We start from the raw sequence: 21,935 nt of genomic DNA, 5'->3' as shown, positions 1-21,935 counted from the left end.
AATAATGAAATATTATAAATTAATGTTAGATGTTCATAATGAAGATGATATCGTATGTTACTGTGAAGATTCATATGGTTTTGAACAATACGAATTAGATGAAGGTAAGTTTATTGAAGAGTGGAATAAGGATATTACTTTTTATTATCACCCAAAAGAAGGGAGCATAGCTACTGATTATTTGGCAAACGATTTAGGGTGGTTTATAGTTTCTTCTAAATTTAAGAATATCCTGGAGAATATGGATGGTATATCAATTCAGTTTTTACCTGTAAATATAATCAACTCATATGATCATTCGCAGCTATCAGGGTATTATGTAGCTAACATACTAACAGTGTTAGATGCCCTTAACCTTGAAGGGTCCGACTACAGTGTTATAGATTTAGACGATGAAAAATTTTATAATGTGAAGAAATATGCTGTAAGTAAGAATAGAATTAATCAGAAGAATGTATTTAAGTTAAAAGGTGATGAAATACCCGTTTTTATATCAGGTGTAATCAAGGAACAGATTGAAGAAGAACTTGTTACAGGTTGTGACTTTTTAGAAATAAAGGTCATATAAACGAGTTGATTGAAAAACTTTATAGGGATTCCCAATGAAGATACCTTAGCAGGGTATCTTATTGTATTTGATTTTTTTGTAAATCCGCTTTCAAAATAATTAGAATTTATGATATGATTAATAAGTATCAAGACTAAAAACCTATATAAATTTATGAAAAGGGCAAACTTGTCGAAAGGCAAGGACGCAAAGCCACGGGTCTAAAGTATAGTTTTACTAAGACAGCCGGTTGCCGTATGAGTAAATACGAAACTCCGATATTTGTTTATCACGGTAGTTCTATGTCCGTGGTAAATAAAATATCGGAGTTTTTTGTGTTAGAGACATATAACTTTCAATTTGGTCCTAACGCTTTTCGGGTTGCTTTTTAAAGGAGGAGAATAATGAAACGTCAGATGTTGAAAGTGAAAGTAATAATTTTACTAGTGATTATGTCTCTTTTTTATTGGGGTGGTACTTCTTATGCTAATGAAAATGTAGAAGAGGGTAAGATCACCTTTAAAGAATTGGATTCAGAGGCAGATGTATCGATACACAAAAAATGGGAAATCACCTTTGACCGACCAATGAAGCAAAAGCTTTTTGAAAAGAATATTTTGGTGGGGGATCGCTTAGATAACCTTATTCCGGTAACAGTGGAATCAAAAGATAATGGAAGAAAAGCTGTTATTCATCCTCCAGAGGGTGGTTATCAAGAAGGGAATATTTATTATATTGTGATCACCCATTACCTAAGTGACCAGGAAGGGAGCTTCTTCTCCCAACCAATCCTCAAGAAATTTGAAACTGAATATAGCGAAGAAGATATTGTGGAGATTCCTGACCCTAACTTAAAAGATAGACTTATATCACAATTAGATAAGGTAACAAAGAATGTAACAAAACAGGACCTTAAAAATATAAAAGGGATAGACCTTAGTGAAAGTGATATAAAAAGTCTGGAAGGTCTCGAAAAGGCTATAAATCTTCAAGAATTACATATGCCCAATAACCAAGTTTCTGACTTACAACCAATATCACAGTTAAAACAATTGAAGTACCTTAATGTACGAAATAATAACATCACGGACTTAGATCCTATAAAGGAATTAAGTCAACTTCAAGTGTTATATGCAAGTCAAAATAAAATAAAAAATCTTATTCCATTGGCTCAACTGTTTAACTTAAGAAAGTTAGCTATGGATTCTAACAATATAGAAAATATTGAACCATTAAGAAGTTTAGGAGCACTGTATTATATTTCGCTACTAGAGAACCCATTGTCCGATGAGGCGATGAATTTAGTTAATAATCTAAGACAACATGTCTATACAGTGCGTTATGGAACAGAAATTCATTTTGAAGATCCAAATCTAGAAGAGGTAGTAAGGATGTATCAGCATATTGAAAAAGATGTGCCGATTTATACAAGTGATGTAGATACACTTTATAACCTGGAGATTTATGATAGAAACATAAAAAGCTTAGAGGGGATTGGTGAATTGGTAAGCTTGAGGAATCTGGAAATTTCTCATAATAATATTACAGATTACAGTCCTATAAATAAAGTAAAAGGGTTAAAGAGTCTTTCTATTAATAACACGGACCTTAAGGATCTTGACTTTCTTAAAGAAATGGATCAATTAGAAAAACTTCATCTAAAGCATAATAGGATCTCAGATATAAGTGAACTTGAAAAACTAGAAAATTTAACATTCCTTAATTTGAAAGGGAATAAAATAGAAGACCTTTCTGTGCTAAGTGAACTTAATAAAGTCCAAAATTTGATTCTAACAGATAATAATATAAAGGACCTTTCCGTATTTCAGGATTTAGAGAATGATTTCTACTGGCTCTACTTAGATGATAATCAAATATCTGATATTTCTCCTTTAGTAAAGATGGTAAAAGATAAAAAATATAGTGGCTTATTAGATATTTCATTTAACCAATTAGACTCAACAAGTAAGACAGTTCAAGATCATTTGTCAAAGTTGAGGGAGCAAAATGAATATTTATGGGCTCATTTTCAAATGCCTAAATCCATAGAAGAAGGCAAGGGAATCTTATATGGTAGGTACTATTCTATTAGTATGTATAGTCTCAAAACACAACAAATAGATGTAGAGAATGCTAAGGTACAACTGCTGAATCAGGATGGTGAAGTAGTAACATCATCAACAGTCCATGAGAATGGGAGATTTAAAACTGAACAAATTCCTGCAGGGATGTATCATATACAATTCAAAGGAACTCATTATACGCAAGATGCTCCAAGGGAAGTAGAAGTTAAGTCAGGTAAGGCTATTTCTAGAGACTTGTACGTCTTCCCCCTTCAAATTAAAGGTAATGTAACAATTAAAGGCACACAAGTTAAAGTGAAGGAATATGAAATTCAGTTGTTAGATGAAGAGGGGCAAGAAACGGATGCTAGAATTAACAAAAACTACAGTGAATTTGACATCATGTCATTAAGTAAAGGTACCTATACACTTCGTATAAATGCTGAAGGTTTCCAGCCATATGAAAAGGTGATCGACCTGAAGAACAATTTAGATGTACAGGTGGAATTAGAACCTTTAAAGAGAAGTGAATAAAATGGTAACCCTCTTCCTGCTTGATAGGAGGGAGAGGGTGTTAAGGGTGGAAATTCTATGACTCTATTCTTTCTTTTTTTATTGTACTTAGAAGGTACAGTTTTGAAAAACAATCCTAATTTAAAATATAAAATTCACAAGTTAATCTTAAATTCAAAAAAATCGTCTGATGAACAAAAGGCTTACACCTATATGCTATGTGTCAATAATATTAGTAAAGATAGGGATATGATTTTCGCTTTATATAAAGAAATGAATGATTTCTATGAAACAGATTTCACATTTAAAAATTCGATATACTTTATACATGCATATTCTGTTATAAAAGTTTTAGTATCTTATTTAACAACTGATCAGCTAAATGAAAATGTATTTAAAGAGTTATTGGTTAATCAAGAAAGGGCATTAAAAATCAATCCAAACTTATATAAGGAAGTCTTTTGGTTTGAGGAAACTTTAAACCATCTTTCTTACCTCGAAAAATGGGATGCAATAATAGATCTTTATGAGAAATATTACTTTGACAAAAACAAATCATTAACTCCCCCCTTGGTGGATGCTAGAACTAAGTTTTATTACGCTGTTGCTAAGTTTTTTCTTGGTTATCAAGAAGAAGCTGTCGATGAATTAAAAATGGTCGAAAATATATTTGATAATCAAGAAAAAAGTGACCTAATATTTTTAGCTTACATTTATGCCTTTTATGGTAAAGACATTAAAAACAAAGATTCTAATAAAGCCATTGAATACTACACTAAGGCTGAAAACTTTTTAAAGGCCAGCAAAGAGAGAAATTTACCATTAAAAAATAAATTAAGTGAGGCAAAAAGTGAACTAAGAAAATGATTTTTTCAGAAAGAGGATTGAAGTGAAAAAGATTAAATTTTTGATGATAGCTATTCCTATTTTTGCTGTAATTATCACAACTATAGTGATTTGGTCAGACATAGTCCTAACCAAAAAACAAAAAGAAGAAATTCATCGTGTAATTCAACAGGAAGGTGGAGAAGTTACAGATATTCAAAAAGTAGATAAGGAAGAGACTCCATTTGAAATAGGTAACCATGAAAATGTGTATTATCAAATTGCTTATACAGCTGAAGATGGTCGCAAAAAGACAGCTTGGTATAGAGGGACAGTTGTGGTCAACGATATTCATGATCATTCATCAAGAGGGCATCCTGAGAAGTGGTTGATTCATGATATTCCTGATTAAATGTGGGGGTGAGCATTATTAGTAGGGTTAAGTTTCTAGCTATCATTCTACCAATATTCATGCTAATCCTGGGCTTTTTAGCACTGAGTTTTCACTTCGTTTTAAAGGGCAAGCATGAAGACGAAATTCATAAGGTTATTGAAGCTGATGGGGGAGCCGTTTTAGACATAGAAAAAGTAAATGGTGATTCTAGCCCCTTTGAAAAGTTAAGTGGTGCAAATCGATATTATAAAGTTGTGTTTAAACAAGAAGGAAAAAGAAAAACAGCGTGGTACCGAGGTTCCGTTATTGTAAACAACATACATAAAACACCTAAGGATGGGTACCCAGAAAAGTGGTTGTTCAATGATCAAGAAAAAGATTGAAAAAGAACTTTTAGTAGTAGGTGAATTAAATAAGAAGTTTTTCTATCTAAATGCTTTGCTCCCACACATATTTGAATTGCTCTTTTTAATGCAGCTTTGGGAACAGCATAAGAAAGTTAAAGAGAGAATTCGATTGGGATTTATGGTTTACCTGTTATGGATCGTATCCTTAATGCTGCATTATTATGTATTTTCCTATGTATTTAACTTCTATCTTCTTATACATATATCAGATGTCTTGATCAGCTTTATTACTTCCTACCTCTTACTTAAATATCTCACATACCGAAACTTAATGGGCATTCTATCAAGATAAATTACTAGAAGGGACTTTATGATTATGGATGTGATTTTTGGCTTTATATTTTTTACATTACTCCCACTCGTTCTGTGGGGATCGATCGTATATTTTGGAATAAGAATGTTAGTGGGGTTATGGAAAAAAGACTTTCAATCAATAAAATGGAATGGTATACTTCTGTTTTATTTTATAAGCTTTTATTTCAATTCTGTCGTAATATTAATGTTACTTATGTACTTAAATATATTGGATGCTTTTACTTTAAAGGGAATTATTGCCCTTATTTTCTCTGCACTAATATTGTATTTAACTCATAGGAGTAGAAGGAATAGTGTTACATATAAGGTGTTGGTGATTACTCAAGTTGTCTTGATCTGCTTGGTTATTATTTATGCTATCTTTTTTCTGAATCGCGGCCCAGTAGCTATTCCTACAACAGCTTTAGAATAAGGGCGTTTTCTATACAGTTGATAGATACTTACTGAATAGATTTATAAGTGATTATTTAAAAAGGTTAAGTAAAGCAACCTGTTTTAAACTATAGTGACGATGATACTTCACGTTGGAATAAATAAGAGGTGATTTAAATTGGCCGTTGGTTTTAAAATAGATTTCTTATGGTACCAAGTAGGTCATGGTGATTTCCTTCATTCATTTTTTTTAACAATTAGTTATCATCTAGAACCGAATGGTTGGGGGAGTAGGTATCCATATTTAATGAATGAACTTTATCAAGGGAAGCTCTCATGGAAGGATGTTCCTAAGGCTTTAACAGAAGTGGAAGAAGTGCGTTCGAAACTAAAGACATTCATTCCTGATAAGGTGATATGGGATATAGAAGATACTTCAAAACAACCACCCTGGGGTCAAAATATTAGCTCTACTATAACTAGTTTGGCAAATTATTTTGTGACAAGTGATGGAAGAGATCTTTTTGAGGTTTTAATTATGGCATTGAAAGATGCTGAGTATGAAAAGGTAGATCTAGAGATTGAAAGTATTTAATCCCTTTAAACACGATTGGCTGGCCCAGCCAATCGTGTTTATTTTTTTAATCCACAAATCTATCTGGATTTAAGAAAACTTGAATACCTGTAGAGAATGGTTCATCCCCAATTTTAGAATCAAAGAATTGGAACGACAAACCTTCATAGCTGAGGTGTTCATCTTTTTTGGAACGCATCGGAAGTATTGTTTCTAAATCCCTCTTCTTTAAGTCTATATTGTAATCAAGTTCTAATATTTTTTGTGCTGCAGTAATTGATTTCATATTGTAGATGTCATATATGACTATATCTGATTTTCTCGTATAGTTAACAATTGGAGGATTTGTGCTATTTTTTTCAGAAACGATAAATAACATTTCCTTGTCCCAAACGTCATACCCCATATCCGTTAATGTGGTATTTAAATCTTTCATAGATTTCGTTTGATAGATTTCTTGGTTAAATTGCACTTTTATATCTTCATTACCTAATGACGTTTTGATGGTGAAAATAGTGATTAGACCAATGCTAACTAGTGTAATGAACAAAGAGGTTTTCTTCATTATTTATAACTCCTTCGTATTAAATGTGTTATCCCTATTATAATTTCGACATTTAGTTAGCTTATTTCAAATGATTTTTTTCAATAAAAATAATCGGCCGCCTCTCTTATCAATGAGAGACGGCCGATTATTGCCTGCTTTTTTTAGTTAATCAATCTTTGAATTTGCTCACGAACAACATCAACTAAACGATTGTCATGATCAAGTTCAGCTACCTGCTGCAATGCTTGAAGCGCACCTTCATTTCGTACAACTTCCTGCAATTCCTTAGCCTCTTGATCACTATCATTTTGATAAAGTAGGGCAGAAGCAATGACCTCAGCTAGATACTCTGGATCTTTTCCAATCGATTCAATATATTCTGAAGCTGGTCGTACTAAACGATCTTTAGGTCCGAGTTTACGTTTTGGTCCACGGCCGACTCTTGTCACTTCATCTGAAAGATCTGGGTTAAGGAAGCGTTCGATGATCTTTTCAATATAGGCTTCGTGTTGTGACTCGTCAAAATTGTACTTTTCAATTAAGACAGATCCAGTTTCCTTCAGTGTTCCGCGTACTTTTTCTGAAATCGTAGGGTCATCCATAGCTTGCTTGATTGTCTGGTAACCATGATAATGTCCGAGGTAAGCGGCTGCGGCGTGTCCTGTGTTCACGGTGAATAGCTTACGTTCAATGTATGGAGTTAAGTCCTCAACATAGGTGATACCATCGACATCTGGTTGTTCACCTTTAATGCGAGGTGTCTCAACCACCCACTCAAAGTAGGGTTCAACTTTTACGGTTAAAGGATCGTCATTGTTTTGATCTGGGACAATGCGGTCAACTGCTGCATTTGGAAAGCCTACTGTTTCGTTTAGTTTTTCATGCTTGGCTTCATCAAGGTTTTCAAGTACATGAGCACGTAACGCTTCGCTGCCGCCGATCATGTTTTCACAGGCGATTACATTTACAGGGCCATGGTTTTCATCTATGCGTTTTTCAAGACCTTGAGCTAACACCTTTGAGATAGCGGGTAGAATGTGTGGACCTACAGCTGTCGTGATCAAGTCAGCTTCTACGATTGCTTGAATCACTTCATCTTGTTGACTCATACTGTTAAGGCCGCTTACGTTTTGGACCTCGATAGTTTCATCGCTTCCGGCTAGATCGACTGTGTAGCCCTGACGTTTATTTAGTTCATCGATTAAGGTTTCGTTTACGTCTACAAAAATGGTCTCGTAGTTTGCTTGATCGAGTAGTGCTCCGATAAATCCTCGTCCAATGTTTCCCGCTCCAAAATGGACTGCTTTCATATTAGTTCACCTCGCTGAACATAGAAATGACTTCTTCTTTTGTCTCCGCATCAATGATCTTTTGGATATTTTCTTCTTCAGAGCATACGATTGCAATTTGAGATAGGATTTCAAGGTGTTCGTCACCTTTTCCGGCGATACCGATTAGAAGTTTAACGATGTTACCATCACCGAAATCCACGCCTTCAGGGACAGTTACAACAGAGATCCCCGTTTCGAGAACAGCTTTTTTCGCATCTTCTGTTCCGTGTGGGATTGCTACATAGTTCCCCATGAACGTTGAAGTGATATCTTCACGCTTGATCATTTCATCGATATATTCTGGACTAACATAGCCTTGTTCGTTTAGGATTCCTCCTACGTAACGAATGGCTTCTTCTTTATTGATAAGCTCTTTATTTAATACGATATTTTCTGGTTTTAAAATGTTATTAGACATGTGAATTCTCCTTTAGGTTTGTTTAGATTTATAAAAGTCATAGAGTTGATTCGAAATATAGTGAATCATTCTCTCTTCATCTTTGGACTGGAGGATGGTTGTGCAATCATCCTCTTCCACGATGAGGGAGCTAATAAAGCTTAAGACCTCTAAGCCCTCTTCGTGGAAGTCTTCTGGCGCAAGCATTAACAGTAGCGTGTGCACCTGCATTTCTTCTTGATCCATTCCCTGAACCGTTAATGGTTCCTCCAACACATGCATAGTGAAGGATGCCTGTTCAACTGCTGAGCTTCTGGCGTGGTAGAGGGCTAGGTGTGTATCTGGGATGCCCAGCCCGCCTATTTTTTCCCGTTCCAACAAATGCTCAACAATAGGGGAAGGGTCTGAAATAATTTCTTCCTGCTTTAGTTGATAAGAAGCTTCGTTAAGTGCTCCTTCTACACCTGTAGCTTTTATGGGTTTTACAAAAAGATTATTTAAGATCTGATTAAGAGCCTCTGCATAGCGTTGACTTTTGGCCAAGGATTGTCTGATAGCATCCAAGGATTCGTCTCCACTCTCTTTAACTGTGGATGGTGCTTTTTGCAGCTGGCTCGTCACCTGCACGCGACGGATTATGTGCTCGATTTTGTGAATATCTTTTTGTGGGAGCACAGGGCTTACATGGACATAGGAATCAAAATCCGTAAGCGCAATGGTCGATACGATCAAATCGAATGAATCTGTATCGAGTTTTTCTAAATCAAAAAGCGATCGATGTTCCACGGTCTCAATTTGCTTGAATTGTCTTTGCAGTTTAGCTGCTAAAATTTTTGCTGTCCCTACGCCGCTCGAACAAACAACCAATACATGGAGTCCTCGCCCACCTTCTAAGTTAATTAGGGCAGAGGCGAAGTGCATGACGACGAATGCGGTTTCTTCTTTTGGGAATTCAAATCCCGTAAACACTTCATGGAGAGCTTTTTCAACATGGTTAAACAGCTCTGGATAATCCTGTTCGATTTGTTCGGTGAACGTGTTTTCAATGTCCATTTTTTGTTGAAGTCGATAGACGCTCGGCTTCAGGTGTACGACCAGGTCATTCAGCAATCGTTCAGACTGATGTAGGTCGATGTTGATTCGCTTGGATACATTTGCGATAAGCTGCTTTGTCTTAAACGCTATGCTAATACTCGAATCTTCAAGCAATGTATCTTTTTCATATCGAGCTTTTGCTCCCATCAGGTGCATGGTGATATAACCTGTTTCAGCTTCAGGGATCGTGAGTTCGAATGTGTCAGAGAGTTTCTCGATTAATTTTTCAGCAGTTGAAAATTCTTTTGCGAATCTGAGCTTTTGAAGTTGTTCTTGATCCATATTGATTGTTTCGCCTTGTTGGATTCGTTCAAGGGCTAGGGCCAAGTGAACGACAAGTCCAATGTAGGCGCTATCTGCTAAACGATAGGTTAGTTCATTTCGTAATTCATTAACATGCTGCTCGATTAAAGAAAGTTTATCTTTGTTAACCAGACCAAGCAGCTGCTCGGATACGGAGTCCACCAGATTCTTAGGTTTTTCCTGAATGTTTTGGCGGAGTAGGGCGAAGAAGTCGAGTTCATCCATATGGCGCATAATCAAATAACTGATGGCTTCACGGATGGCGCTTTCTTCACCTTCAATTTCGACTCCGTACCCTCGTTTTCTTACTAACGAAAGTTGAAAGCCAGACAGATCTTCTTCAATTTTGTCCAGGTCATGACTAATGGTTGCGACGGTAACGCCCAGTTCATTTGCTAGAGCAATGAGCTTAACAGGCTCTCTTGCTTCTAGTAATGTTGAAAGGATCAAAACATGTCGTTCTTCAGGCGTGTAATCAAGCGTGGTTTGTTGGTTCAGTTCAAGCTTGAATTCTTGTTTGGATTCGAATGGTCCCGTGATCTCAAGGTGACCTTCTGCTGTTTTTTCAAGTTGAAGGTTGTACTCACCCAAAAGGGATTCAATACTTTTGAGATCGCGGTGAACCGTACGTGTACTGACGTCCAGTTCTTTTGCCATAAACTTAATTGTGGCTGACTCATCTTGTTGAGAGAGCAGCATATCAAGAATCTTTCGTTCGCGCCCTGTAATATACATCTCTGTCTGACCTCCTTTCTTGTGACAAAATTGAATAGCTTACACTTTAATGGTAAGTCGTTTTGTGAGTGTTATCAATGAATAGAAAAGATAGGTTCGTCATAAGGGGTGTGACAAAATTTAATTGAGGAGATTTATGAAAAAAGGACCTGACTCGGGTGAATCAGGTCCTATGGTTTATTCTTCGTTTTTTAATTCTTGCACGAGTTCATCATACTTAGGACTATTTAAGAAGTTTTCCACAGAAATGTGGTGGGCATTCGGTACTTTTTGGATTGCACGTTCTGTTAAGTCCTTGTGGGTGATGACGATGTCTACGTCACTTGGTAGATCGTTGATTGCCATGTTTGTAACATCAATGTTGATGTTTTCTTTCTTAAACTTGTTTTTCAGTAGGGAAGAGCCCATCGCACTGGAGCCCATGCCTGCGTCACAAGCGAAGATGATTTTGTCAACTTGACTACGATCGACATATGGTACTTCATCTGTGTTACGATTTTCAGTCTGCTCTTCTTGTTCTTCTTTTGTTAACTGGTCAGAAACGCGGCTTTTCTTGCCTTTCATTTCTTCCATTTTAGCTGTAGCTTCGTTCAGGTCGCCTTCTTCTTCTTGCTTACTGAACTTCAGGATGAAGGAAGCGACGATAAAGGATGCGACTGTTGCTAGAAGAACACCTAGAATAACTCCGAAAATATCTCCTTTAGCCGTTAGTGGCAGTAAGGCTACGATACTTCCTGGTGACGGTGTTGCTGTTAATCCGACACCTGTGAATACGAATGTCGCTGTACCTGTTACACCACCGGCCATAGCGGCCAAAATTAATGATGGTTTTGACAAGATATATGGGAAGTAAATTTCGTGAATTCCACCAAAGAAGTGGATGATTGCTGCACCTGGAGCTGTTTGACGAGAAATTCCTTTTCCGAAAAACATGAAAGCAAGTAGTACGCCTAAACCAGGACCAGGGTTTGTTTCAAGTAAGAATAGAACTGATTTATCTACGTCTTTTGATTGTTCAACTGCAATCGGACTTAGAATACCGTGGTTAATTGCGTTGTTTAAGAATAGAACTTTAGCTGGTTCGATAAAGAGATTAACTAATGGAAGCAGACCGACATTGATTAGAAATTCAACACCAGCACCCAGAACATTTGTTAAGCCAGCCATAATTGGGCCAATAATGTAATAGCCAATGATAGCAAGAATTGCACCTGCAATACCTGCTGTGAAGTTGTTTACTAACATTTCAAAACCGGAGCGGATTCGACCTTCTAGTGGCTTGTCGACAGCTTTAATCGCTGCACCGCCAAGTGGTCCAATTAGCATTGCGCCAAGGAACATCGGAATGTCAGCTCCGACGATAACACCCATTGTGGCAGTCGCACCAACGACTCCTCCACGTAATCCGTGAACCAATCGTCCACCAGTGAAACCGATGAGTAATGGTAGAAGATAGTTGATCATCGGTCCGACCATCTCTGCTAGGTTTTCATTTGGAAAATATCCATCAGGAATAAATAATGCTGTTATAAGACCCCATGCAATAAATGCACCAATATTCGGCATAATCATGCCACTTAAAAAACTTCCGAATCGCTGCACACGAGCGCGAATTCCAGTTTGTTGTTCACTCATGGGAAGTTCCTCCTTCTGTGTTTTTCTGTACTTTCATGATAAAGCGGTTACAACCGTATCTACAAGACAATCTAAATGCAGGTTTGTCACAGGTCCTGTGACATCATTAAAAAGTCGGATGTGGTGGGAGGTGGAAAGGGAGGGGAGCGATCGATCATAAAATGTGAATGGTGCTCATAAATCATTCTGGTCGCTCAAATTTCGAGGGGTGCGCTCATAAAAGAAGTGGATCGCTCATAACTCCAAGATCGCACTCATTAATGAAGGATATCGCTAACTTTCATGACCTAGCTCAAAAAATTGATCAAACGTTTGATCAAGTATATCCAACTCCATTCATGACCATGATGGTAAAAACATCGTAGGAGGTTCGGTCATGGAGGAAGAAGGCAACATTTTTGAAGGATTGTTCTGGGGGATCCTTTTCAGCATACCCTTATGGATGTCGATCATAGGATGGTACAAGATTCTCTTCAAGTCCTAAAAAATGTCTCAAAAACATGTTATAATAAAGGGTAGGGACTAGTCGTACGTGACACCAAAGGGGAGAACAGTATGGTTACATCTGAGCTATTAAAAGAAGCTCCATCGATTACGATGAGACGAACAAAACCGCAGGAAAAAGCTGATACGTTAAAAACCTATTATGCGAAACTGAAAGGAGTCGTTCCATCCGTGCGTGATTCAGAAATCCAAAAGGGTATGAAGTCAGTCAAAGGAACATTAGCGATGGAAGGACTTGATTTGCAGTCTGAAGAAGAAAAGCTGATCCGAGCAAAAGTAGAAGGTGAGCTTTCCGAAGAAGAATTTATGCAAAAGGTGCAAGAACTAGCTTATGAATGATAAATATGTCTATCCAGATATTGATGTGTTGCAAAATAAATTTGATGTGAAGGATCAAGACAAGCTTGAACGCCTAGAGCGCATGCTATCAGGTCGCCGGCTAATGGAGCTATTTCAGGATCCATTAGAAGGTCAGTTTGATTTGAACCATTTACAAAATATTCACCGCTATATTTTTCAGGATATCTATGAATGGGCTGGGGAGCTCCGCACAGTGAACATCACAAAAGGGAATCATTTTGCGCTTCATAACGTGATGGTTCCTTATTTTGAAGAACATGTGACTGTTCCTTTGCGTGAAGAGAATCTTTTAGAAGATGTAAGTGGAAAATCTGATTTGGCGCAGCGAATGGCGATTTATTTTGACCATGTGAATGCCACTCATCCTTTTCGTGAAGGTAATGGGAGAGCCCAGCGTGAATTTTTCCGTACTCTCTCATTGCGTCATGGATTTCAGCTTGATTGGAGTAAGGCCTCACAGGAGGAAATGATCGAAAGCTCGAAGCAGGCTCTGGCTAAAATGGATCCTACTGGCTTGGAAGAAATCTTATATCGTTGTATGTATAAAGTCTAGTAATCTCATGGTTTTGTTCCATGAGATTTTTTAGTTTTATAGAAAAAAGGGAGCAGCTATCGAGGCTGCTCCCTTTCTATTAGGATTGTCTATGATTAAAGAAATCTAAAAAGGAATGATAAATCTCAATTCCTTGAAAGAGCATTAAACTTAATGAAGTAACGGAAAAAGCTCCGATAAGAATCATGCGCACCCAAAACATCATCATGGTTTCCTCCTTTTTGTTAGTAATTATGGAGAAATGACGATGTTTTGCCGAAAATAATTCGATTGATAAAAGACCGAGGACAAGAAGTGCATGAACTTATGCCTACAATCGAGAAGCGTTACACCAATCAATAGCAAGGATGCTAATGCGATAGGAAGGTATCCAAATTTAGTGACAGAGGAGGACTTATCATCCTCATGCACATCCATTAGGTTAACAGACTCACCTGTTTCTACAATGGAGGTGATCGGTACTTGGATGCTTGATGTATAGGTGACTTGAATAATGATTCCGATCATAACCGTAAATAGTATTAACTTCCAGCGCTTTTGAATCATCTTCAACTCACCACCTTCCTAAAGGATTTGTTACTACTATTTTAGTACCTTTGAACGTTTGTGGAAAGCATTATGTTGTGTCGCTAGCATCCATTTTTTATGTTTATGAAGGGGTGGGCTTGTTTGATGATTATTTGTTTAGGTTAATGTGAAAGTGGCGCCGATCTAAATAAACATATTAACCACTCAACTCAATGTCGACTTTGAAGAGATTTTATAGTATAACCTCCGTATTGAAAGATGTCATATTAGGATAAAATGAATCAGTTAGTAGGGGACTGATGTGAAAGGAGATAAATTCTTATGAAAAAGTCAAAAGCAGAGAAAAAACGTGACCGTGAAATATTAGATTTATATCATAAAAAGGTTACAGAGGAAGCATTAGAGCCACTCTGGAATTACTTTGAACAATGGAAAGCAGGAGATTATCCATATTACGAGCTTACGGAACGCATCCATGAATTTCATAAAGAAAATCAAGAGATCTATAAAACCTTTCAATATTTACAAAGGGAAAGGTTAATTTTTAAAGCTAAAAAGGAAATGGATATGTTTAACGATGCGGATCTTCAGAAGGAAATATATAAGAGGTGGCTGGAATTAGACTGAGTTCAAGGAAGTAGCAGAATAAGATATTTTCAGAGTTAAGGAATTGATCAAACGTTTGATTAATTCTTTTTTGCATGAAAAAATTTATTGGCTGTTGTAAAATAATGTTACTAGAATGAGAGGAGTGATGAGACTGAATCATATCAAAAGAGAAATTCCTTTAGACATCCCTCAAAAGGAAGGAGTTTTAAGAAGAATCACGCCGCATAACCCAAAAAGGAAGTTAGTCGAAGAGAATTTGAAAAGAAGGTGGTCAGGTCACAAGGGAGAACTTACGCTTGATTATCACCTACGCTTTTTACCTTTTAAATCCTATCAAGTCATTCGTGGTGTACGATTGCGAGCTTTCGGAAATGCTTTTCAAATAGACACCCCTATCCTTAGTCCCCACGCTATATTTATAGTAGAAGCCAAAAATCATAAGGGCACCATCACATACAATGAAGATAAGAAGCATTTTGAACAAACGGTAAATGGCATCACTAAACATATGGATGATCCATTACTACAAGTAACCCATCATAAGCAGCAGTTAGAAGAATGGCTTCGGTATCGAGGCATTTATGGTTACCCCGTCATTCCTTTAGTCGCCTTCACCAACCCTTCAACAGTGGTAATCCCACCAAAAAGCCATAATCACAACTGGCCCCTAATGAATGCAGTCCACATCGTCGACAAAATTGTTGAGATTGAAAAACTGTATAAAGGTCGCGCCACATTTAATATTGATAAAATACGAAATGCTCTACTAGCTGAAAATACTCCACTAGAGCAAGATATCCTCCAATACTTTTCAATAAAATCCTCTGATATTATCCGCGGAGTCATGTGCCCTCAATGTGAAAGTTACGCTATGGAATGGGTGCGTTTAAGGTGGCAGTGTCCTACATGTAGTTATCGTTCAAAAAATGCTCATCTTTTAGCGTTAGCGGACTATTTTTTATTAGGGAAAGATTCTATTACGAATAGGGAGTTTAGGGATTTTGTTCTAATTTCTGATAAGGATGTCTCACTAAGAATGTTAAAAAGTAGTGGTTTGAAGTATTGTGGTGACACAAAAGGGAGGATTTATAAACAGCCAGATGATTTACCTGCTTTTGTAAAGAATGCTTTCGATTATAGATAGGATAAGGCTGGGAGCGGTGTAGCGGTGTATAGCAGAGAGAGAAAGCAGCACCGAGGCGAGAGAGAGCCTCACCGAGGTGAGAGAAAACCGCACCGAGGTGAGAGAAAACCGCACCGAGGTGAGAGAAAGCAGCACCGAGGCGAGAGAAAACCGCACCGAGGCGAGAGAAAGCAGCACCGAGGCGAGAAAAAGCAGCACCGAGGCGAGAGAAAACCACACCGAGGCGAGAGAAAACCGCACCGAGGCGAGAGAAAGCAGCACCGAGGCGAGAGAAAGCAGCACCGAGGCAAGAGAAAACCGCACCGAGGCGAGAGAAAACCGCACCGAGGCGAGAGAAAACCACACCGAGGCGAGAGAAAACCACACCGAGGCGAGAGAAAACCGCACCGAGGCGAGAGAAAACCGCACCGAGGCGAGAGAAAACCGCACCGAGGCGAGAGAAAACCGCATCGAGACGAGAAAAAATCGCTCTTTATCCCGGAAATAACAACAGATTCCACCCACCAAGCAGGAACCTGCCATATCAACACTCATACAAAGCCCCCCCGTAGCTCAAACGCAACAGTTTTCCCTATCGATCTATCAAAAAACATTCCACCCACATCTCCTACCAATAACCCACACCCATCCCATTAGCCCTAGGCCACCCAACAAAATACCACCCAACCTATAGTCAGGAAGGCCGATTCTATCGACATTTCGTTGAATTGGATGCGTTCTGCGTCGATATATGGAATACGAAACGTCGTGGAGTGTCGTCAACCACGATCAATTAGGGGGTGATGTAATTGGGAAGAACAGTTGTTACTGGAATGGGGATTCAGGCACCACAAATTCAATCGATCAACGACTTTGAACATGTACTTGAGAAAGGTATCTGCACACATTCTATCCTTCATGACCATGGGCCGAATCATTCCAGTATCGTCGCCGGCCAAATCACCCAAGAACCCCTCAACGAAAGAGCATACAAACGATATCCACGCTCAAGCAGATTAGCCATGGCCGCAGTAGACGAAGCACTACGGCAAGCCGACATCAAAAACATCGACCCATCTAGAATTGCAGTCATTATGGGAACTTCGCTCGGAAGTCTTCTTGAAATTGAACAAAATTGTGATGCAGCAAAAGACTTCCGTATGTTTCCGTGTCACGGCGTTGTACTCGCCGATTCACATACACTGTCTTCATCTGTCGCAATGTACACAGGAGCAAAAGGTCATGTCCACACGATTACAACAGGATGTGCATCAAGTTCAGATGCGATTTTGATGGGGAAGCTTTTACTGGATTCGAACCAAGCGGATCTCTGTATTGTAGGCGGAGCCGATGCATCGCTAGGGCAATGGAGTACATATGGATTCGCCAAACTCCGGTCCATCGCTCAAAACACAGATCCTCAGGAAACCGGCGTTCCTTTTTCAAATGAGCATCATGGGTTCGTCATGTCAGAAGGCGCTGGCATTATCACCTTAGAGCGAGAAGATCACGCTCATAAAAGAGGCGCACATATTCATGGCATCGTGGAAAATGTGTATTCCAACAACGAGGCGCTACCAATGCTTCAAGCGGAAATGAGTGGGGATTCCATGCTCGCTGCATTAAAAGGAGCACTCCTAAATCACCAACCAAGCTATGTGAACAGCCAGGCGCTAGGTCTTCAAACGAACGATAATGTAGAAAAGATTGTTCATCAAAAGCTTTTTGGCAATTCCATCCCGATCACATCCATCAAAGGTATGACCGGCCATATTTTTGGATCGATGGGCGTCATCCAAGTCATCTCATCTTTGATCTCTTTTAACAAAAACTTTATTCCGCCAACGATTAAAACGACCGGCACAGGCTATGAGGATCTCCCAATTGTTTACGAACCGAAGTATCAATCTATCAACAGTGTTGCCATAACAACGCATGGTAACGGCGGCAACAATACGTGTTTATTGATGAAAAAATATGAGTGAAGGAGGCACGTAGATGCTATTTATATTCATGATGTTATTTGCAATCATTCCATTAGTTATCGGAATCACGATTTATTTTATGCTTAAGAAAACGAAGCTTGCCTCAGCGCTCCTTTTATTCTTGGGACTCGCGAGTGTTTGGCAGTTTGATGTAGCCATCTTGTATGCACACGAATTTTTCTCCTATGAAGTCATTGATACGGTTTTCCGTGCACTGCGCTTCGGATCCATAATGCTGACGCCAACACTGTTTTATGTAGCCTACCTCGTTGTAAAAGAACATCTTCCTCAAATGAAGGGGACGAAATGGAAGCGTTTTATGGATATCAAAGTGGTCTGGGCGTTTTACGCATACAGTCTTTTTGCTTATGCCATGGGCTGGAGTCATCGTGGTATAAGTGGTCTTAAGCTAATGGAGTCTGACTCGTTTAACAGTTTTTATTTTCCGCAATATGGATCATTATCATGGGTGTTCACCGCAAACGTGATCTTATTTATATTTTGTACCGTCGTAACATGCTGGTTAAGCTTGAAAATTAAAAAGCAAGGCATCGGCACGTTTCTTACCTATTTTCTTTTCTCCACATCTGTTGGATACGTAATTGGAATTTTAAATATGATGCCGGAAACAAGGCTTTTCCCAAGTGCCATCGCTGTTATGGTTTTTGCTCTCACTATCCTCGTATTAGTAACCAAAATCGTTAACGAGAAAGGTGAGGAACTTGAGGAAAAAGAGGCTTTCCTAAGGTCGATCATTGATATCAATCCGAACTACATATATGCAACGGATAAAAACGGGACGCTCACACTCGCCAACAAAGCATTTGCTGAGTTGAGCGGTACCACAACAGATGAAATCATCGGAAAGCGAAAAGAGGATACATTCGACACATTAAAAACACCGCTAACAGAAGACGATGATTGCTTCTTTTTACAAGCAACAAAAGATACGGAGGAAGTCATCACAGACGTCCAAGGAAATAAGAAATGGATCCATACCGACGAGATTCCTTTTGAAACGACTCAGGGAAATCTCTTATTAGCGGTTTCCACAGATATCACGAAAATTAAGCAAAAAGAAGTGGAGATCATCTGGCAGGCGTTTCATGATGAGTTAACGGGTCTTCCAAATCGTCGCTATTTCAATGAGATTTTGCAAAAGGAGATTGAAAAAGCAGAAGGCGTGCATCATGAGATTGCGGTCATGTTCCTCGATCTTGATCGTTTTAAATACATTAACGATACGCTGAGTCATGAGGTTGGCGATGCTTTACTGAAGCAAGTTTCCGTGCGTTTGCAGCAAAGCAGCCGGAACAAGAAAGGCAAACGAGCTAAGGTATGCCGCATAGGTGGAGATGAATTCACCTTTATTTTGCCGAATAGCAATGGTCCAGAGGCTGTGTTATTTGCAAAAGAAATCATCGCATCTTTTGAAGAAGTCTTTACTGTTTACGGGCACAACCTTTATATAACGCCTAGTATAGGGATTAGCTTGTACCCATTTGATGGCGTAACAGCCAACACCCTTATCAAAAACGCTGATTCTGCAATGTACTATGTAAAGGATAAAGGAAAGAACGGGTTCCAAATCTTTAACTCTGACATGAACCATGACTTTTATCGCAAAATGGTATTGGAAAAAGAGTTGCGTCAGGCGATTGAAAGAGATGAGCTTTCTCTTCATTACCAACCTCAGCTCAATCTTGAGTCAGGGCGAGTTGTTGGGATGGAGGCACTTGTAAGGTGGGATAGCCAGGAGCTTGGACGCGTATCACCAGGTGAGTTTATCCCGCTCGCTGAAGAAACAGGTTTGATCTTACCTGTAGGTGAGTGGATTTTACGTAGAGCTTGCCGACAAAATAAAGAATGGATCGATCAAGGATATGAACCACTGCGTGTAGCCGTGAACATCTCACAAATGCAATTCATGGATCCGAACTTCTCGAATCTAGTTTTGCAGGTTTTAAAAGAAACAGGATTGCCTGCAGAGTACTTGGAGCTTGAAATCACGGAGAACATTGCGATGACAGATGAACAACGAGTGATTTCGGTGCTAAGCAAACTAACGAAAAGCGGTGTGAAGATCGCCATTGATGACTTTGGTAAAGGATACTCATCCCTTGGCTACCTGAACAAATACTCGGTCGATTACCTTAAGATCGACAAAACGTTCATTCAAGATCTACCGTACCATCCAGATAACATTGCAATCGTCAAAAGCATCATCTCGGTGGCAGAGCATCTTGAAATTGAGTTGATTGCTGAAGGGATCGAAAATGAAAAAGAGCTTCAATTTGTAAAAGAGTTAGGGTGCAAATATGCGCAAGGCTATTATATCGGCCACCCAACTCCTGCGAACAATTTTGAAGTGAATGTATTAGGTAAGATTAAGCAGTTGGAAATTAATCGAATAACTTGATTAAGAGAGGACCTTAAGCAGAGCTTAGGGTCTTTTTAATGCTCTCTTATATGTACCAACATATTCAAAAATACCCTTACTTTATTGAAAAAAATTCCGTTATACTAGATATAGAAGCGAGGGATGAAAATGAGGCTAAAATCAATGATTAGAGGGTTAATCCTCACCTTGTTGTTGGCTGCTATTTTAGTAGGGTGTGACTTGAATAGTGAAGATGAAAACGTTTCTTCATTGGAGGAAGAGTCTCACGTTCAAGCGGTAAATCCAGATGAACCAGGGTGGAAGGTCGATACATCTCCAGTGACATTTGATTGGTATGTGAACTTCTCTTGGTTTACGACAAAGTGGGGAAATAATGAGGTTTCCAATTATATAACAGATAAAACAGGTGTAAGTATCAACTTTATATCTCCATCTGGGAATGAAAATGAAAAAATGAATACCATGATGGCTTCAGGGTCGTTGCCTGACTTTATTACGATCGGCTGGTGGGAGGATGCAGCACAGAAGATTATTGAACAAGATCTTGTATTGCCTTTAGATGATCTTGCTGAGGAATATGATCCCTACTTTTTTAAAGTGGCAGATGATACGAAGCTAGAATGGTATCGACAAGAGGATGGTCATGTCTATGGATACCCCAATGCCTCTTCTTCTCCAGAGGATTTTGAACGCTATAAAGATTTAAAACCTTCTAATCAAACGTTTTTAGTTAGAAAAGATATATATGAAGCATTGGGAAAGCCTGATATGAGAACGCCTGAAGGTTTTCTGAATGCATTACGAGAAGCAAAAGAGAGATTCCCTGAAGTGAATGGAGAGCCTCTTATTCCTATTGGATTGCACGAATTTACGTCTGTTGGAAATGACTCAATAGATGAGTATCTTCAAAGCTTTTTAGCTATCCCGAAAGAGAAAAATGGAAACGTTTATGACAGGCTCACGGATCCTGAATATATTAAATGGTTAAAGACATTCAGGAAGGCAAATGAAATGGGACTTCTCTCAAAGGATATCTTTATTGATAAGCGTGCCCAAATGGAAGAGAAGATTGCTCAAGGCAGATATTTTGCAATGTTGTATCAGCGTAGTGATATGGCAGCACAACAACTGGATCTTTATGCCAAGGATCCGGATAAGGTTTATATTGCTGTAGATGGACCAGCAAATTCGAACCTCGATACTCCTACTCTACCTGCTGATGGTATATCAGGTTGGACCATTACGCTAATTTCAAAGGATGTAAAAGATCCGGAAAGAGCGATTCGCTTTTTAAGCTATTTGATAAGTGAAGAAGGACAAAAGGATACATTTCTAGGAAAAGAGGGTGTAACGTGGCATTCCATTAACGGTGATGAGCATTTTTCACCTGAAGTGCTCAATCTATTAAAGTCTGATCGTATTTCTTTTGATCAGAAGTACGGGGCTGCATATACCTATTGGATGTTAATGGATACGAATAAAATGCTAGAGTGGACGCACCCTACTGCTCCACCATTAAAGCAACTAGAGGATTGGACGAAAGGAAAGACAGTAAGTATTAGTGAATTCGAAGGTATTGAACCAACCGGTACTTCTAAAGAAGGCATTGCTGCGAATAAAATCGATAAAGAATGGGGAAGAACGCTTCCGAAGCTTTTATTAGCAAAATCGGATGAGGAATTTGATCGGTTGTTCCAATTGTTTTTACAGAAGCGCAAAGATTATGGATACGATCTTGTAGAGGATTATAAACAAAATCAATATGAAGAAAATAAGAGGAAGCTGAATAAATAGGATTCAGGAGTGAGGATGGAGGTGA

The 21,935-nt window shown here is 38.6% G+C and carries 22 protein-coding genes and 1 riboswitch; of the genes, 14 read left to right on the top strand and 8 right to left on the bottom strand.

Translation table 11 applies throughout. The features are described from left to right. Positions 1 to 4 precede the first annotated feature (4 nt). The 7 genes from GS400_RS17390 to GS400_RS17360 all read left to right on the top strand — a co-directional run bounded on the left by GS400_RS17390 (position 5) and on the right by GS400_RS17360 (position 6,031). Entirely contained in the window at positions 5 to 568 is a 564-nt protein-coding gene (locus GS400_RS17390) for an imm11 family protein (protein ID WP_160103920.1), read from the top strand. Between the two features lie 151 nt (positions 569 to 719). Further along, positions 720 to 805: riboswitch (cyclic di-GMP riboswitch) on the top strand. A 146-nt stretch (positions 806 to 951) separates the two neighbouring features. Further along, positions 952 to 3,144 (top strand): leucine-rich repeat domain-containing protein, encoded by a 2,193-nt coding sequence (locus GS400_RS17385; RefSeq protein ID WP_160103918.1) that lies wholly within the window; start codon positions 952 to 954, stop codon positions 3,142 to 3,144. Positions 3,145 to 3,201: 57 nt separating this feature from the next. Beyond that, the gene (locus GS400_RS17380) at positions 3,202 to 3,990 is read left to right on the top strand and encodes a hypothetical protein (RefSeq protein ID WP_160103916.1); all 789 of its coding nucleotides are present in this window, start codon (positions 3,202 to 3,204) and stop codon (positions 3,988 to 3,990) included. Positions 3,991 to 4,012: 22 nt separating this feature from the next. Beyond that, positions 4,013 to 4,360, top strand: a complete 348-nt coding sequence (locus GS400_RS17375; RefSeq protein ID WP_160103914.1) for a hypothetical protein — start codon at positions 4,013 to 4,015, stop codon at positions 4,358 to 4,360. Positions 4,361 to 4,368: 8 nt separating this feature from the next. Then, entirely contained in the window at positions 4,369 to 4,725 is a 357-nt protein-coding gene (locus tag GS400_RS17370; RefSeq protein WP_160103912.1) for a hypothetical protein, read from the top strand. Next, positions 4,706 to 5,041 carry a hypothetical protein gene (locus GS400_RS17365; RefSeq protein WP_160103910.1) on the top strand — a complete coding sequence of 112 codons (336 nt, stop codon included), beginning with the start codon at positions 4,706 to 4,708 and terminating at the stop codon, positions 5,039 to 5,041. The genes GS400_RS17370 and GS400_RS17365 overlap by 20 nt, the downstream gene beginning before the upstream one ends. Positions 5,042 to 5,614: 573 nt before the next feature. Continuing rightward, positions 5,615 to 6,031, top strand: coding sequence for an immunity 70 family protein (locus GS400_RS17360; protein ID WP_160103908.1), 417 nt, complete (start codon positions 5,615 to 5,617; stop codon positions 6,029 to 6,031). A 46-nt stretch (positions 6,032 to 6,077) separates the two neighbouring features. Here GS400_RS17360 and GS400_RS17355 read toward each other — a convergent pair whose 3' ends face one another. From GS400_RS17355 to GS400_RS17335, 5 genes are all read right to left on the bottom strand, one after another. Beyond that, the gene (locus GS400_RS17355; protein ID WP_160103906.1) at positions 6,078 to 6,575 is read right to left on the bottom strand and encodes a hypothetical protein; all 498 of its coding nucleotides are present in this window, start codon (positions 6,573 to 6,575) and stop codon (positions 6,078 to 6,080) included. Positions 6,576 to 6,718: 143 nt separating this feature from the next. Then, positions 6,719 to 7,867: a mannitol-1-phosphate 5-dehydrogenase gene (locus tag GS400_RS17350; protein WP_160103904.1), complete on the bottom strand. Its 1,149-nt coding sequence runs from the start codon at positions 7,865 to 7,867 to the stop codon at positions 6,719 to 6,721. 1 nt (position 7,868) lies between these two features. Further along, a complete protein-coding gene (locus GS400_RS17345; protein ID WP_160103902.1) occupies positions 7,869 to 8,306 on the bottom strand; it encodes a PTS mannitol transporter subunit IIA in 438 nt (145 codons plus the stop codon). Between the two features lie 12 nt (positions 8,307 to 8,318). Beyond that, positions 8,319 to 10,418, bottom strand: a complete 2,100-nt coding sequence (locus GS400_RS17340; protein WP_160103900.1) for a BglG family transcription antiterminator — start codon at positions 10,416 to 10,418, stop codon at positions 8,319 to 8,321. Between the two features lie 177 nt (positions 10,419 to 10,595). Beyond that, positions 10,596 to 12,053, bottom strand: a complete 1,458-nt coding sequence (locus GS400_RS17335; protein ID WP_160103898.1) for a PTS mannitol transporter subunit IIBC — start codon at positions 12,051 to 12,053, stop codon at positions 10,596 to 10,598. 555 nt (positions 12,054 to 12,608) lie between these two features. Between GS400_RS17335 and GS400_RS17330 the strand changes: the two genes are divergently transcribed. Then, positions 12,609 to 12,896, top strand: a complete 288-nt coding sequence (locus tag GS400_RS17330; RefSeq protein ID WP_036841687.1) for a hypothetical protein — start codon at positions 12,609 to 12,611, stop codon at positions 12,894 to 12,896. Beyond that, on the top strand, positions 12,889 to 13,470 hold the full coding sequence (locus GS400_RS17325; RefSeq protein ID WP_160103896.1) for a Fic/DOC family protein: 582 nt from the start codon (positions 12,889 to 12,891) through the stop codon (positions 13,468 to 13,470). Before GS400_RS17330 ends, GS400_RS17325 begins: the two co-directional genes overlap by 8 nt. 79 nt (positions 13,471 to 13,549) lie before the next feature. Here GS400_RS17325 and GS400_RS20350 read toward each other — a convergent pair whose 3' ends face one another. Both GS400_RS20350 and GS400_RS17320 read right to left on the bottom strand, forming a co-directional pair. Then, entirely contained in the window at positions 13,550 to 13,678 is a 129-nt protein-coding gene (locus tag GS400_RS20350; protein WP_255454147.1) for a hypothetical protein, read from the bottom strand. 23 nt (positions 13,679 to 13,701) lie between these two features. Further along, complete coding sequence (locus GS400_RS17320; protein WP_160103894.1) at positions 13,702 to 14,016, bottom strand: hypothetical protein; 315 nt, start codon at positions 14,014 to 14,016, stop codon at positions 13,702 to 13,704. 303 nt (positions 14,017 to 14,319) lie between these two features. Here GS400_RS17320 and GS400_RS17315 point away from each other — a divergent pair, with 303 nt between their 5' ends. Together GS400_RS17315 and GS400_RS17310 are read left to right on the top strand one after the other, a co-directional pair. Beyond that, positions 14,320 to 14,625 carry a hypothetical protein gene (locus GS400_RS17315; RefSeq protein ID WP_160103892.1) on the top strand — a complete coding sequence of 102 codons (306 nt, stop codon included), beginning with the start codon at positions 14,320 to 14,322 and terminating at the stop codon, positions 14,623 to 14,625. Positions 14,626 to 14,752: 127 nt separating this feature from the next. Continuing rightward, complete coding sequence (locus GS400_RS17310) at positions 14,753 to 15,751, top strand: nuclease-related domain-containing protein (RefSeq protein ID WP_160103890.1); 999 nt, start codon at positions 14,753 to 14,755, stop codon at positions 15,749 to 15,751. Here the strand turns inward: GS400_RS17310 and GS400_RS17305 are convergent. Then, positions 15,713 to 16,285, bottom strand: a complete 573-nt coding sequence (locus GS400_RS17305; RefSeq protein WP_160103888.1) for a hypothetical protein — start codon at positions 16,283 to 16,285, stop codon at positions 15,713 to 15,715. The two genes, GS400_RS17310 and GS400_RS17305, sit on opposite strands and share 39 nt — an antisense overlap. 254 nt (positions 16,286 to 16,539) lie before the next feature. On the opposite strand from GS400_RS17305, the gene GS400_RS17300 reads away from it, so the two are divergent. The 3 genes from GS400_RS17300 (at position 16,540) to GS400_RS17290 (ending at position 21,910) form a co-directional block, all read left to right on the top strand. Then, a complete protein-coding gene (locus tag GS400_RS17300) occupies positions 16,540 to 17,715 on the top strand; it encodes a beta-ketoacyl-[acyl-carrier-protein] synthase family protein (RefSeq protein ID WP_160103886.1) in 1,176 nt (391 codons plus the stop codon). A 13-nt stretch (positions 17,716 to 17,728) separates the two neighbouring features. Continuing rightward, on the top strand, positions 17,729 to 20,134 hold the full coding sequence (locus GS400_RS17295; protein WP_160103884.1) for a sensor domain-containing protein: 2,406 nt from the start codon (positions 17,729 to 17,731) through the stop codon (positions 20,132 to 20,134). 129 nt (positions 20,135 to 20,263) lie between these two features. Next, positions 20,264 to 21,910, top strand: coding sequence for an extracellular solute-binding protein (locus GS400_RS17290; protein ID WP_160103882.1), 1,647 nt, complete (start codon positions 20,264 to 20,266; stop codon positions 21,908 to 21,910). The last annotated feature ends 25 nt before the right edge of the window (positions 21,911 to 21,935 follow it).

It is taken from the genome of Pontibacillus sp. HMF3514 (genome assembly GCF_009858175.1).
GTDB lineage: Bacteria > Bacillota > Bacilli > Bacillales > BH030062 > Pontibacillus.
Note: the sequence above shows the minus strand (reverse complement) of the source record. Positions and strands in the feature narration are given on the sequence as shown.

What these genes read in the sequence shown, in the direction of transcription:
- GS400_RS17345 (WP_160103902.1), bottom strand. Translation starts at nt 8,306, where the DNA reads ATGTCTAATAACATTTTAAAACCAGAAAATATCGTATTAAATAAAGAG.
- GS400_RS17320 (WP_160103894.1), bottom strand. Translation starts at nt 14,016, where the DNA reads ATGATTCAAAAGCGCTGGAAGTTAATACTATTTACGGTTATGATCGGA.
- GS400_RS17325 (WP_160103896.1), top strand. Translation starts at nt 12,889, where the DNA reads ATGAATGATAAATATGTCTATCCAGATATTGATGTGTTGCAAAATAAA.
- GS400_RS17310 (WP_160103890.1), top strand. Translation starts at nt 14,753, where the DNA reads ATGAGACTGAATCATATCAAAAGAGAAATTCCTTTAGACATCCCTCAA.
- GS400_RS17290 (WP_160103882.1), top strand. Translation starts at nt 20,264, where the DNA reads ATGAGGCTAAAATCAATGATTAGAGGGTTAATCCTCACCTTGTTGTTG.
- GS400_RS17380 (WP_160103916.1), top strand. Translation starts at nt 3,202, where the DNA reads ATGACTCTATTCTTTCTTTTTTTATTGTACTTAGAAGGTACAGTTTTG.
- GS400_RS17330 (WP_036841687.1), top strand. Translation starts at nt 12,609, where the DNA reads ATGGTTACATCTGAGCTATTAAAAGAAGCTCCATCGATTACGATGAGA.
- GS400_RS20350 (WP_255454147.1), bottom strand. Translation starts at nt 13,678, where the DNA reads ATGATGATGTTTTGGGTGCGCATGATTCTTATCGGAGCTTTTTCCGTT.
- GS400_RS17315 (WP_160103892.1), top strand. Translation starts at nt 14,320, where the DNA reads ATGAAAAAGTCAAAAGCAGAGAAAAAACGTGACCGTGAAATATTAGAT.
- GS400_RS17295 (WP_160103884.1), top strand. Translation starts at nt 17,729, where the DNA reads ATGCTATTTATATTCATGATGTTATTTGCAATCATTCCATTAGTTATC.
- GS400_RS17340 (WP_160103900.1), bottom strand. Translation starts at nt 10,418, where the DNA reads ATGTATATTACAGGGCGCGAACGAAAGATTCTTGATATGCTGCTCTCT.
- GS400_RS17355 (WP_160103906.1), bottom strand. Translation starts at nt 6,575, where the DNA reads ATGAAGAAAACCTCTTTGTTCATTACACTAGTTAGCATTGGTCTAATC.
- GS400_RS17390 (WP_160103920.1), top strand. Translation starts at nt 5, where the DNA reads ATGAAATATTATAAATTAATGTTAGATGTTCATAATGAAGATGATATC.
- GS400_RS17305 (WP_160103888.1), bottom strand. Translation starts at nt 16,285, where the DNA reads ATGAGTGTTGATATGGCAGGTTCCTGCTTGGTGGGTGGAATCTGTTGT.
- GS400_RS17350 (WP_160103904.1), bottom strand. Translation starts at nt 7,867, where the DNA reads ATGAAAGCAGTCCATTTTGGAGCGGGAAACATTGGACGAGGATTTATC.
- GS400_RS17335 (WP_160103898.1), bottom strand. Translation starts at nt 12,053, where the DNA reads ATGAGTGAACAACAAACTGGAATTCGCGCTCGTGTGCAGCGATTCGGA.
- GS400_RS17385 (WP_160103918.1), top strand. Translation starts at nt 952, where the DNA reads ATGAAACGTCAGATGTTGAAAGTGAAAGTAATAATTTTACTAGTGATT.
- GS400_RS17365 (WP_160103910.1), top strand. Translation starts at nt 4,706, where the DNA reads ATGATCAAGAAAAAGATTGAAAAAGAACTTTTAGTAGTAGGTGAATTA.